The organism is Dyadobacter sp. CY261, from assembly GCF_021440085.1.
Lineage (GTDB): Bacteria > Bacteroidota > Bacteroidia > Cytophagales > Spirosomataceae > Dyadobacter.
Genome location: NZ_JAKCPW010000010.1, coordinates 124130 through 136978 on the forward strand (window position 1 = coordinate 124130; position 12849 = coordinate 136978).

A 12849-nucleotide genomic window follows, 5' to 3' on the forward strand; every position below is an offset into this window, starting at 1 on the left:
TTAAAAGCCTATTGAAATGTTGAATCCATAAGAAGCGGTCGTCGGCAGCTGCAACGATTCCAGTCCCTGGCCGGTATTGCCGGTATTGAATGCCGTTTCAGGATCGATATTGTCCGCTTTCTTTTGCAGGAACGCCAGGTTACGTCCATACAGCGCGAACACGAGGCTTTGCAGTTTGTATTTCGAAATAAAGGATTGCGGAACCACATAACCCAGCTTCACCTCGCGCAGTTTGATGAATGAAGCGTCGAACACGCTCGCTTCGTTAATACCAGCGCTGTTGCTGTAAACCGCTTTGTAGTAGCGCTCTGCAGGGACAATTACGGAGTTTGGCCTTCCGTCCGTGGCCACGCCCCGGGCAATGATACCATCGTCATATACAACCGCACCTGTGGGAGCGGCCGTCGCATTTGCAACTTGTACGGCCACACCAGCCTTGTTGTTGCCCGGGTAATAGTAGGTCAAACCACCATGGTCGGCATCGCGGCCCTGCAAGGTCGATTTCAACACGCCGGTATAGCGGCCGGTGGCATTGGTAGCGGAGTAAATCGAGCCGCCTTGTTTGGTATCGATCAGCACGCTCAGGTTGAACCCTTTAAATGTGAAAGAGTTACTCACTCCACCCATCCATTTAGGCGTGTAATGTCCCAGCACTTGCTGACTCGGATCTCTGGTAGGGAGCCCGTTGACACCGATGATCTGCTCTCCCGCCTCATTACGAGCGAATGCCGAACCGAATATCGCACCGTAACCGAGACCCTTGCTCGCGTAAACCGTCACACCGTTGGTACCGAGTTTGTAGTCGTTCAGGAAGCCCTCGTCATCCAGTTCCACCACCTTGCTGCGGTTTCTTGAGAAATTGATCCCGATATCCCATTTAAAGCCCGATTCTGTTTCGATCGGCTTCACATTCAGCATGGCTTCGATACCGCGGTTGTTGATATGGCCCGCATTCAGGAGTTTTTGCTTGTAACCCGTCGATGGGCTTACATCCGCACGTAGGATCTGGTTATAACTGTCTGTATTATAATAACTCACATCCAATCTCACGCGGTTACGGAACAATGCCACATCCGCACCGATCTCCGTCGACTGCGTGATTTCCGGCTTCAAATTTTCGCTCAGCAATACGTCCGAAACAGTCAGCAAAGGCGCAGCGCCGAATGGCTGGTTGAATGGGTAGGTGTTTACGAGCTGGTAAGGATCCGTGTCTTTACCCACCTCTGCCCATCCACCACGCAGTTTGGCATAGGTAAGTACATTGCTTTTGATATTGAATGCATCGGTCAGCACAAAACTCGCATTCACCGAAGGATAGAAATAGGAATTGTTGCCGGTAGGCAAGGTCGACGACCAGTCGTTCCGCGCCGTGAGGTTCAGGAACAAATAGTTGCGAAAACCGACCTGCGCCGAACTGAATGCACTGTAAACCTTTTGCTTACGAAGCACATTGTACGACACCAGCGGGTCACGCGAGTTATTCAGCGTGTAAAGGTCCGCTACTGCAAGGCGGGGAGCCTGCTGGTAGTTTTGCTCGTTGAAATTGCTGCGGAGGTTACCACCAACAAGCCAGTCGACTTCGAAATCCGGCGTTACATTCTTGTGGAAATTGAAGTTAAAATCGGTATTGTTCTCATTTACAACGTAGCTATCCTCGGTGTAGGAGCCGTAGGGTGTTCCGTTGGTGCCGTAAGCGACTTTGAACTTGCGTTTGTCATTATAGTAATCATTACCCGTTCGCACATTGGCAGTGAGCCAGTCGGTAATTTTGTAGTTCAAATTCACATTGCCAAAAAAGCGGTCGCGGCGCTGCTGAGCAGTATTTTCGTATTGCAACAGGTAAGGATTGCTATAATAGCTGTGGTTCCAGTTGTAATCAAAACCGCCTTTGTTGTAGTCTTTCAACAACTCGGTATCCACCTGGCGGCCAAACCACAGGAATTGCAGCATCACGCTGCTTCCGCGGCCTGACGTTCCGGGGAGGTTATCGGAGCTGTTTCTAGCAAAGTTTGCGCTGGTCGATAAGGTCAGCTTGTCGTTCAACCGGTAGGTGGTATTTACCCCGAAGGTATTTTTGGAAATATCCGTATTGGGGATCACGCCGGTTTGCTTGCTGTTGTTGAATGAAAACCGGTAATCCAGTTTATCGTTTGAACCGGCGACAGAGATACCCGCCGTGCGCGTGTGACCCGTTTCGAAGAAGTTTTTCACATTATCAGGATGCGCAACGAAAGGTGCAGGCTGGCCGTTCGAGAAAAATTGAGGGATCAGTCGGCCGTCCATTCTTGGCCCCCAGCTTTCATCGGTAGCGTCGTTCACACCACCGCCTTTTCCGTTGACATAAGAGAATGCCCCGCCCGTTCCCTGACCAAATACATTCTGATATTCAGGCAGTACCAGCAGTTTTTCCGACGAATAACCGAAGTTTACATTCACGCCCAGGCCGCGCTGCGCGCCTTTTCCGCTTTTGGTTTTGATCAAAATGACCCCGTTGGAAGCGCGTGAACCATATAGTGCAGCTGCATTGGGACCTTTCAAGACGCTGATCGACTCGATGTCGTTCGGGTTAATGTCGGCGATGGCATTTGCAAAGTCGCGCGAGCCGTTCGCGCCGGCACCCAGCTGCGAGTTATCGACCGGGATACCATCCACGACAAACAGTGGCTGATTATTACCCGCTATCGACGTTTCGCCCCGGATCACGATCCGCGACGAGCCCATCCCGCCCTGGCTATTGGTAATGTTCACGCCCGCGATCTTGCCCGATAATGCATTCACCAGGTTACCCTCGCGCGCCTCGGCCACATCTTTGGTTTGCAGTTCCTGCACGGCATAACCCAGCGATTTCTTTTCCTTGGCGATACCCAAAGCGGTAACGACTACTTCCTGTAAAATCGTCTCTTCACTTTCAAGCTGCACGTCGAGCTTACCGTCGCGGGGGACGGGTAGTTCAATGGATTTCAAACCGATAAACGAGAATTTCAATGTGGAACCGGCGTCTGCATCGATGGCGTAAACGCCTTCGCCGTTCGTAGTGGCACCTTTGGAAGTGCCTTTGATGAGAACCGTCACGCCGGGCAGCGTTTCGCCTTTGGTGGAGGTTACCTTGCCGGTAACCTGGATCGTTTGTGCCCGCACCGGTTGCAGCCAGGTGGCACTGAACAGGAGGAAAATCAATACTAAATTTCTTCTCATGATGTGAATTTGAAGTTAGGGGACTATTTAAGTGTTTGTGATTCAGTTTTTTACTATACTTATTTTATAGATTTAATATACAATTTAATACAACAGAACACATTGTGACATCAATGCAAATGTCCGGCAGGTTACGCCCAACTAGCAATGCTTTTCCACGCTTTGGTGGTAGCAATTGTAGGGTCGGACTCATAGATCCTGACGATGGCGTCGACCACCTGGTCGAGCTCTTCAAATGTGTTGAATTTGCTGAATGAGAACCTTACATTCTCTTTATCCGCCTCGCACGCAAGCGCCTGTATCACATGCGATGCACCTCCGCCAGAGCAAGCGCTTCCGCCCGAAACCGCAATACCGATCTGATCCAGTTTGGTGACGATACTTCCCGTGCTTAGACAGGGAAATGACACATTCAACACATTTGCGACGCTGTTTTCGATCGATTTACTTTCGCCATTGTAACAAATGCCCTCGATACCGCTGATCGCCAGCTTGGAAATCAGGTATTGTTTCAGTTTACTGACCTTCGAGTGGCTCGCTTCCAGCGTCCGGTACGATACTTCCAGCGCTTTTGCCAAGCCTACGATCCCCACGATATTCTCAGTCCCGCCCCGTTGGCCGCGCTCCTGCCCTCCTCCGTAAATCAGCGGTTTCAGGTGGTGTTTTTTATTGATATAAATAAATCCTGCACCCTTGGGCCCGTGAAACTTGTGCGCGGAGCCTACCAGGAAATCGATGTCGCCCGCCTGCAAATCGATCCTGACTTTGCCGATCGTCTGGGTGGTATCTGTAAAAAATATGGCATTGTAGCGCTGTGCCAGCACACTGATCGCATGAATGTCGGTGAGGTTCCCGATCTCGTTGTTGCCGTGCATGAGCGCAATTAGCGTACGTGGGTTGGCACGCAGGAGGTTTTCGAGGTGATAGAGATCGACATTTCCGCGCTCGTCGAGTTTTACAAAACTCGTTTCAATATCGCCCTCTTTTTCGTGGTGATTCAGCGTTTGCAGCACCGCCTTGTGTTCAATACGGCTTGTGATGACGTGGTTGAGTTCGTACGCCTGAATAGCGCCGGTCAGTGCCTGATTAATGCCTTCGGTAGCACCGGCTGTAAAGTAAATCTCCTCCGGCGAAGCACCCAGCAGGCCAGCTACTGTGCGGCGCGCATTGTCGACAGCCTCTTTTACTTTTCTTCCGGCGCCGTGTGCAGAAGAAGGATTAGCATAATGTGTAGTCAGAAAAGGCAGAATCGCCTCGATCACTTCCGGGCCCAATGCTGTCGTAGCTGCATTATCCAGATAAATTTCCATGTGCCGCTGGTTTATTTGGTCAAGTTTGTCGATGGCACCGCACAAGTCTTCCATGGCCTGAGAACGCAGGGATGCATTGTGCAATACCGGGTTACCACTGTGGTTGGATTCTTAGATTTATCAATAGAATTAGGTTGGGGCACCTTGACGAGTCACAGGTTGCCAGAAGATCTTAGAGCCTAACCTCTCCCTTCGTTCTCGATAAATCTACTAATTCGATAGACAAAGATTGATAAAAGATTTTAAGAATGCAAAAAACGAGGACGTTTTTTACCTTCGAAATTTGAACGAGGGCGTTTTTTTGATATTTTTACTCTCGTCTTTGAAACGCAGGTAACAAACGCCCTCATTGCTTTATGAAATACAATCCTGCAAAACCGTACAATAATCTGCCTGATTTGCCTCCAAAAGGCGATATAGAGACAAAAGCTATTCTCAAAAAAGTCATATCAGCCAGCCGGGCGTTGTCGGAACTGAAAGGGGCGATCACCAACCTGCCTAACCTGCTGCTCTTTATCGACACCATCAATTTGCAGGAAGCGCAGGCCAGTTCGGCGATTGAAAACATCATTACCACCCAGGATGTGCTTTTCCAGGCATCCATTGTAAAAAAGAGTTTTGAAGACGCGCCCACAAAGGAAGTAATCCATTATATGGACGCATTATGGTACGGATTCCAGGAAATCCGGAAAAGGCCGGTACTGACGACCAACCTTTTCACTGCCATTATGCAGATCATTAAGGAAAATCAATCGGGCATTCGGAACATCCCGGACACTCAACTCAAAAACCCGGCAACCGGTCAAGTGATCTACACGCCACCGGATAGTGAAGAATTAATCAGAGAAAAGCTGGCGGCGCTCGAAAACTTCATCAATATCGACGACCACCTCGACCCGCTGATCAAGCTGGCGATGATCCATTACCAATTCGAGGCCATTCACCCATTTTTTGACGGCAACGGGCGGACTGGCAGGATTATACTTCTGCTGTACCTGAAACAATGCGGGTTGCTGGACATGCCGACATTGTACCTGAGCAGTTATATTCTAAAAAACAGAACCGCCTATTATCTCAATCTTCGAAATGTCACTGAAAAAGGCGACTGGGAAAGCTGGATTCTGTACATGCTCGATATGATAGAAATCACCTCACACGACAGCCGCACGAGGATCGAACAAATAGCCGCATTAATGAAAGAAACAGGCGAAGAAATTCAGAAAAGGTTGCCGAAAATCTACTCCAAAGACTTGCTGGAAGTACTTTTCCGGTTGCCCTACACCAAAAGAAGCGTGCTTGAAGCAGCTGGATTGGGGAATATCAAAACGGTCGGAAACTATTTGAAAAGTTTGGAAGAGCACAATTTCCTCCAAAGTGTGACGGTTGGAAAAGAAAAGCTTTATCTCAACTTCCGTCTTATGAATGCCCTGAAAAATTAAGTTTACCTCTGCTAGTGCTTACTACCGGTCGCACATCGACGTGGCCACTTTGATCATCTATTTCTTCTTCCGACCAAGACAAAGCTTAGTTTGCAGCCAAATCACTGATTCGTGCATTCTAAAAAATATCCAGGGCTTTGGCAACGGCATCCATATTAAAAGCATTGGCGCTCGAACGATTGCAGGAAGCCGAATGCCTCATCGCAAACGACCATGTTGGTGGAGCGTACTATATTGGAGGGTATGCGATCGAGTTGGCCCTTAAAGCCGTCGTTTGCAAAAAACTCACCGTTGAAATGTTTGAGAAAGAGGAAGTGCCTAGGCATATCGCCAAGTCTTTCATGATTCACGACCTATCGGATCTCATAATTCTAGCTGGAATAGCTAACGAACTCGAAACGAAATGTCGGGCTGATGATGCTTTTCAAATATGTTGGTCCGTAGTATCGGACTGGTCTGAGCAACGCAGATATGAAGTGGCATGTCAGGCAGAGAAGGCAAAACTTTTCGTATTTTCAATAAAAATTATAATACAATGGCTGCAAAAGAATTGGTAGCGACGCTTACCAAAGTGTTTCAAGAGGCAAGGAAAGATGGTTTGATTGTAAACGCGATCGGACTCGCCCCCGCCCATCATGGAATGATGAAAGGCCGATTTGTCCTAGGTGTAAGTGCCCCATCCCTCTCGGGAATACATAAATATGATAAAATGGAGATCATCATAAAACTTCTTTGGTCAAAACTTGCAATCAACGAGCGCGGAATGATAGAACGGGTTCGGGTTTTCGATAACTTGGAGGTTCTCGATGACCGTAAATACAACGATTTTGAAGATTACCCATACGAAGGGTATGTCGGCATTCAACGAAAACTGCCCCAACTGTATCAAGTCGAATAAGACTTGTATGAACGAGAGCATTTTTCAGACTTTTCGACCTGGTTTTAAAAACGCAGGTAATCTTACCCTCGCTTACTTAACCTCTTTTTTTAACTCTTCATAACGGTTCCGCAGCTTTTCCAACTTAGCCTTCTCGGAAGGCCGCTTTACCAAATTCACCGTCTCATGCGGATCCTTCGAAGTATCGTAAAGCTCCTCGTATGCATGCTCGATGTAAAGCATGTATTTCAAATCCTTGCTCACAACACCTTCAACCTTCGGTAAGCGCGGACTGCCCAGATAGGTATGTTCATAAAAGAAATCTTTGCGGACTGGAAGTTTCCTTTGCTCTGCCGAGATCAGGTCGTAACCCTGCATAGTTGCCGGCACAGGTAAGCCTGCGAGAGAAAGAATGGTCGGCGCAATATCGATATTCAATGCAAGTTGCGACGATACACTGCTTTGGAGACGTTTCGGCAACGCCCCGCCGGAAATGATCAGCGGCACCCGGATCGACTCTTCATAACCGAACCATTTTCCTTGCAACCCGTGCTCCCCAAGCGAAAATCCATTGTCTCCCATAAAAATAATGATGGTGTTCTGGTCTATTTGCAAGTCTTTGAGTTGTGCTATCAGGTTCCCCACCACTTCATCGACGCCGGAAATAAGGCGGTAATAATCGCGCGTGGTTTGCTGCCGTAGCTCCGGAGTGGAAAGAAGCGGCTTCCAGCGATCGCGACCGATGTTTTGAGCCGTCCGGAAAAAGGCAGGAAGGCTATCCCAATACTGAGGTGCCGCCGTCATGGGATCCGGAATTTTTACATCTTCATACAAAGACTTGAAACGCTCCTGAACAGGATATTGAGGCGGGTTCCCATCGAGTTCGTGAGGTGCTTTGAAACTTACAGAAAGGCAAAAAGGCGTCTCTTTGCCTGCAAAACGGCCGAGGAATTGCGTTATATCTTTTGCCACACTGTCGGTGTGGTGAATGACCTGCCCGCTTTGATTGACAAGTTCATAAGGTGGCTGACCTTCCTTCTTTGCAGCCCAGTAATCAAAAAGTGTATCGGGCTGATTTTTAACCCCAACACCAAATTTTCCTATAAAACCGATCTTATAACCAGCTTTTTTCAGCAATGCCGGATAGGTATTTGCCAGAGCAGCGGGTTTGAAATCCACATTAAAATCGTTGATCCCGTGCCTGGACATGTATTGACCACTCAGGAGACTGGCGCGACTCACCATACAAATGGCTGTGGTGACATGGGCGTTTTCAAATAAGATTCCCCGCTGTGCCAACGCATCCAGGTGCGGTGTGTGAATGATCTTATTTCCCATTACGCCCAGTGCGTCCCACCGGTGGTCGTCGGTGAGAAGGAAGATGATATTAGGTCGCTTGGGGACTTGTCCGGCGGCAATCGCGCTGCATAAGGTAAATATCCCTAGAAAATAGATGATGCCGTTTAAAATAGCGCGCTGTTTTAGTTCAAATAGCCACATATGCCTGATTAAATCCTCGAATCCATCATTTAGACTTTCTGCTTTCCGCTTATTGCTGAATTACCGCGTAATCATCGCAATCGACACAAAGCTAATTCTTTTCATATAGCTACTTGGGGGGGTGATAATTTAAAAGTCCAAATCAAAGCAACTAGTCGTTACCTAAATGTACACATCACTTATGGGAAGAATCTATTATCGTCCGCTTCTGACATGGTCAGGCTGCTCCATGCTCGCCATGCTGCTCTACTTTGTAACTTGTGTGTTGTCTGGCAGGATTGCAAAACTGTCACCCGACCAAAATGCTAAACATGTCTCTTCCTCCACTGCGTCCAACAGCGATCAGGCTCTTTTTGAAACAATTGCGCAGTCGGAGTACAACATCAGCGCCGATAAAACTACCGGGGCTTTACAAGCTCCGAACCGTACACATAACTTTAGAAGTTCCTTTAAACCCGGTTTGCTAACCATTCAAAATCGGATTGACGGAGACTTGTTCCGGTTGTCGCTCGCTACGGCGGGTATTTTTGCTGATGGGCAACTCATCCACCAGCCTGATAAGAATGCTACTTCGGTCATCGACAAAAACCATCTGCTGATCAAGCACAGCGGGTTTACCGAAGAGTTTATCAATAATCCTAAGGGCCTGCGTCAGAATTTCATCATTGAAAGTGCTCCTGCAAACACCAGGCAGATAGCGGTAAAACTGAAAGCCGAAGGAATGTCCATTGCCGCAACCGAAAATGGCGGACTGAAAATGTATTATGGCGATGGCAAATCACAGCAACAATGGCTCAGTTACAGCGATCTTAAATGCTGGGACGCAAATGGAAAACCATTGGTTTCCTCTATGTCATTGAATGGTCAGGAAATTGCCCTAAATGTCGCTACAGAAGATGCGGTATATCCGGTTACTGTCGACCCGATCGTCTTACATGGCAATCCCAGCAATGCCAACACGCAGCTTTATGGTGATTTCTCTCGTGATAACATGGGATTTTCAGTGCAATCGGCCGGTGACCTTAATGGTGACGGACACAGCGATATCGTGGTAGGCGTAACCGGCTATGATAACGGCATCAAAGACCAGGGGGCTGCATTCGTTTACTATGGATCTTCCGCAGGTGTGGAAACGTCGACCCCAGCTAAATTAGAAGGAAAGGTTTCCGATATACTTTTTGCTTACTCAGCGTCCACTGCCGGCGATATTAATGGGGATGGATTGGGGGATCTGGTTGTAAGCGCACCCGAGTATGCAAACGGCCAACGGTCCGAGGGAGCAATTTTCATTTACTATGGATCGCCTTCCGGTGTCTCTGACACCCCTTCCGACACACTCGAAAGTGACGTGGCCGACAGCAGAATGGGCGAAAGTGTGGCCTTGGCCGGAGACATCGATGATGATGGTTACAGTGACATCATCGTAGGATTACCCGGGTATTCAAATACAGAAACCCGAGAAGGTGCTGTGTTCATCTATCGCGGTTCACCAGACGGGCTGGTCTCGCCACCACAGATATTAGAAAGCAACCAGCAGTTTGCGGCGCTCGGCACCTCAGTAGCCGGAGCCGGGGATGTGAATGGCGATGGTCATAGCGATGTCATTGCCGGAGCTCCGTTATTTGACAACTTTGAGTCCAATGAAGGAGCCGCATTCGTATACCTTGGTACGTCAATGGGAATCAACCCTGCACCTATTTCTACATTGGAAAGTAACCAGACTAACGCCCTGCTGGGCACTTCCGTAGCATCCGCTGGTGATTACAATGGTGACGGACTCAGCGACGTGGCCGCTGGTACGCCGCTGTTCGATAATGGCGAGCATGATGAGGGAGTAGTATTTGTATACCAGGGAATTGCCAATGGCGGTGTCAGTGGCACACCCAAAGACACGCTTGAAGCCAATCAACCTGAAGCGAGATTAGGCACATCCGTTGGTAGTGCGGGCGATGTAAATGGAGACGGGTTTGCAGACATAATTACGGGAGCACCCTTATATGCAAACCCATTAAGTAAAGAAGGTGCGGCATTTGTATTCCATGGAGCACCCGCAGGCTTCGGTACTTACGTATCGATCCTGGAATCAGAACAAGCCGAGGCGCAAACGGGGATTTCCGTGGCCAGTGCCGGGGATGTTAACGGTGATGGTTACAGCGATGTGATTGTTGGAGCAAACCTTTACGATTCCGGCACCAATGTGGACAATGGATCAGCATTTGTATTTCATGGCTCCGCTTCGGGTATCGCTAACCTCCCCACCGTCAAGCTGGGTACCAGCCAGGAAGGCGCGCAATTTGGTTATTCGGTTACCAGTGCGGGTGATCTCAATGGCGACGGATTCAGCGATGTGGCCGTCGGGGCTCCGCAATACGACAATGGGGCCGGGCCGGCGGGCGCAGTGTTCATATTCTATGGTTCAACGGCTGGCTTACCGCCGGTAGCACCTCAAAAATTACAGGTCGGGCAGGCAGGTGCCGCTTATGGCGCGTCCGTTGCAGCGGCTGGCGATGTTAACGGTGACGGATTTGGAGATCTCATCGTAGGCGCGCCTTATTATGATGGCGCGACCACTGACAACGGAGCCGTTTTTGTTTACCACGGTTCGCAATTTGGCGTCACCGTTGTCTGGAATCTGAAACTCGACGGTACGCAAACAAACCAATACTTCGGTTTCTCGGTCGCAGGTGCCGGTGATGTGAATGGCGATGGTATACGGGATGTGATCATAGGTGCCCCATCCTATGATAAAGTTGGTTGCAACAACTGTGGTGCGGCATTTGTGCACCATGGAAGCACACTTGGCGTCACTAACTTCTCTACGAAACTGGAAGGAACCCAGACAGAATCTCAGCTGGGCTATTCCGTGGCATCAGCAGGCGATGTGAATGGAGATGGGTATAACGATGTGATCGCGGGTGCGATTAAGCAAAGCAATGGACAGGCGAACGAAGGTGCGGCGTTTGTGTTTTATGGGGATGATAAAGGCGTTGACAACCAGAAATGGTACATGGTCGAATCAGATGACGCCGGTGCGATGATGGGCTTCTCTGTGTCGAGTGCGGGCGATGTTAATGGCGATGGATTTAGTGACGTTATCGTTGGAGCTCCGCTGTTCCACAACAAGCTGCCAGCCAGTGAAGGAGCCGCATTTGTGTTCTACGGATCCAGCCAGGGACCGCAAAAGGTAGGTCATCTCCGCCTTAAAGGTTTGCAGGCCGACGCGCATTTCGGTGCCGCAGTTTCCAGCGCAGGTGACTTGAACGGCGACGGATACAGTGACATCGTCATTGGTGCGCCGGATCATGACAATGGCAAACTGAACGAAGGGGCCGCCTTTGTCTACGATGGTTCGCCTAACGGCACTGTTACATTGAACCCGGCTATGGTTGACAGCGATTTTGCAGACGCACGGATGGGTATATCAGTCTCCGGTGCGGGGGATGTCAATGGCGATGGGTACAGCGATATCGTTGTCGGACTTATCAATTACAACCTGGAAGTCAGTGGCATCTTTAATAACTCGATCGACGGAGGAGCCGCCTTTGTGTACCAGGGTAATTTGGGAGGAAATATCCTTCGTAATAATTTAAGGGTATACAATACCAACCTGAGCACTAACATTGATTATACTCAAATTCAAAAGAACGACTTCGGTGCAGGCCTGAATGTGCGATCATTCCTCGGCAGGAACAGCGCGCGGCTCGTTTGGGAAACAAAAAAGCAAGGCGTCGCCTTTTTCAGCGCAGGAACATTGACCAACAGTACCAACTTTTCGGGACAACAAGCTCAATATTCTGCTGTTTCAGGACCTGGCACCGAACTGAAATTGCTGATCAATAAAGCCGGCTTCGATACAAAAATCAGGACAAGGCCTAAATTCCGCCTCACTAAGGCCCTTACCGGCCAGGTTTATGGTCCATGGAGATTCTTGCCTGTTTACACGCAATCGTCATATACGATCCTGAATGGCCCATCGCTACCGGTCACGTTAGTCGCTTTCAAGGCAAGGCCCGCCGAAGGAAATGCTTTGCTGGAATGGTCGACATCCGAAGAGATTAACAGCGACCGGTTCGAAATACAAAGAAGTACGGACGGCAAGGCTTGGGGAACGATCGGAGTTCAGAAATCTCACGAAAACGCGAAACAGCTTCACACCTACTCATATTTAGATACAACTCAATGCAGCACCGCCAAGCGGTACTATCGTCTGAAAATGGTAGATCTGGACGATACCTTCGCGTTTAGTCACATTGAGACGATCACACTTGCGAAAAAAATTGCTACAAGAATTTATCCAAACCCTACAAGCGATGTATTGCATCTGAACAGCGAAGAGGTTATTCGGGAAGTGCAGATATATTCTGTAAACGGACAAGAAGTTGTAACTCTTAAGAATGCAAATGGCATCAGTAAGGTAGATATCGGCAAGCTTTCCGCAGGAATTTATCTCATAAAAGTAAATGGAGAATCCTTCCAGATTGTGAAACAGTAAACTGTAAACAATGGGCCTTGCATCATCAGATAGCAA

Annotated in this window: 7 protein-coding genes and 1 riboswitch; of the genes, 4 read left to right on the top strand and 3 right to left on the bottom strand. The window is 48.9% G+C overall.

Features of this window, described 5'->3' with window-relative positions:
* On the bottom strand, positions 1–3195 hold the full coding sequence (locus LZD49_RS25435; RefSeq protein ID WP_234670507.1) for a SusC/RagA family TonB-linked outer membrane protein: 3195 nt from the start codon (positions 3193–3195) through the stop codon (positions 1–3).
* 131 nt (positions 3196–3326) lie between these two features.
* Positions 3327–4505, bottom strand: a complete 1179-nt coding sequence (locus LZD49_RS25440) for a cysteine desulfurase family protein (protein ID WP_234670508.1) — start codon at positions 4503–4505, stop codon at positions 3327–3329.
* 114 nt (positions 4506–4619) lie between these two features.
* Positions 4620–4713, bottom strand: a riboswitch (SAM riboswitch).
* Between the two features lie 148 nt (positions 4714–4861).
* Here LZD49_RS25440 and LZD49_RS25445 point away from each other — a divergent pair.
* The 3 genes from LZD49_RS25445 to LZD49_RS25455 all read left to right on the top strand — a co-directional run bounded on the left by LZD49_RS25445 (position 4862) and on the right by LZD49_RS25455 (position 6842).
* Positions 4862–5944, top strand: coding sequence for a Fic family protein (locus LZD49_RS25445; protein ID WP_234670509.1), 1083 nt, complete (start codon positions 4862–4864; stop codon positions 5942–5944).
* A gap of 137 nt (positions 5945–6081) precedes the next feature.
* Positions 6082–6501: a hypothetical protein gene (locus LZD49_RS25450; RefSeq protein WP_234670510.1), complete on the top strand. Its 420-nt coding sequence runs from the start codon at positions 6082–6084 to the stop codon at positions 6499–6501.
* Positions 6480–6842, top strand: coding sequence for a hypothetical protein (locus LZD49_RS25455; RefSeq protein ID WP_234670511.1), 363 nt, complete (start codon positions 6480–6482; stop codon positions 6840–6842). Before LZD49_RS25450 ends, LZD49_RS25455 begins: the two co-directional genes overlap by 22 nt.
* A gap of 72 nt (positions 6843–6914) precedes the next feature.
* Here the strand turns inward: LZD49_RS25455 and LZD49_RS25460 are convergent, their stop codons facing one another.
* The gene (locus LZD49_RS25460) at positions 6915–8321 is read right to left on the bottom strand and encodes a sulfatase (RefSeq protein WP_234670512.1); all 1407 of its coding nucleotides are present in this window, start codon (positions 8319–8321) and stop codon (positions 6915–6917) included.
* A 181-nt stretch (positions 8322–8502) separates the two neighbouring features.
* Here LZD49_RS25460 and LZD49_RS25465 point away from each other — a divergent pair, with 181 nt between their 5' ends.
* Positions 8503–12813 (top strand): FG-GAP-like repeat-containing protein, encoded by a 4311-nt coding sequence (locus LZD49_RS25465; protein ID WP_234670513.1) that lies wholly within the window; start codon positions 8503–8505, stop codon positions 12811–12813.
* The last annotated feature ends 36 nt before the right edge of the window (positions 12814–12849 follow it).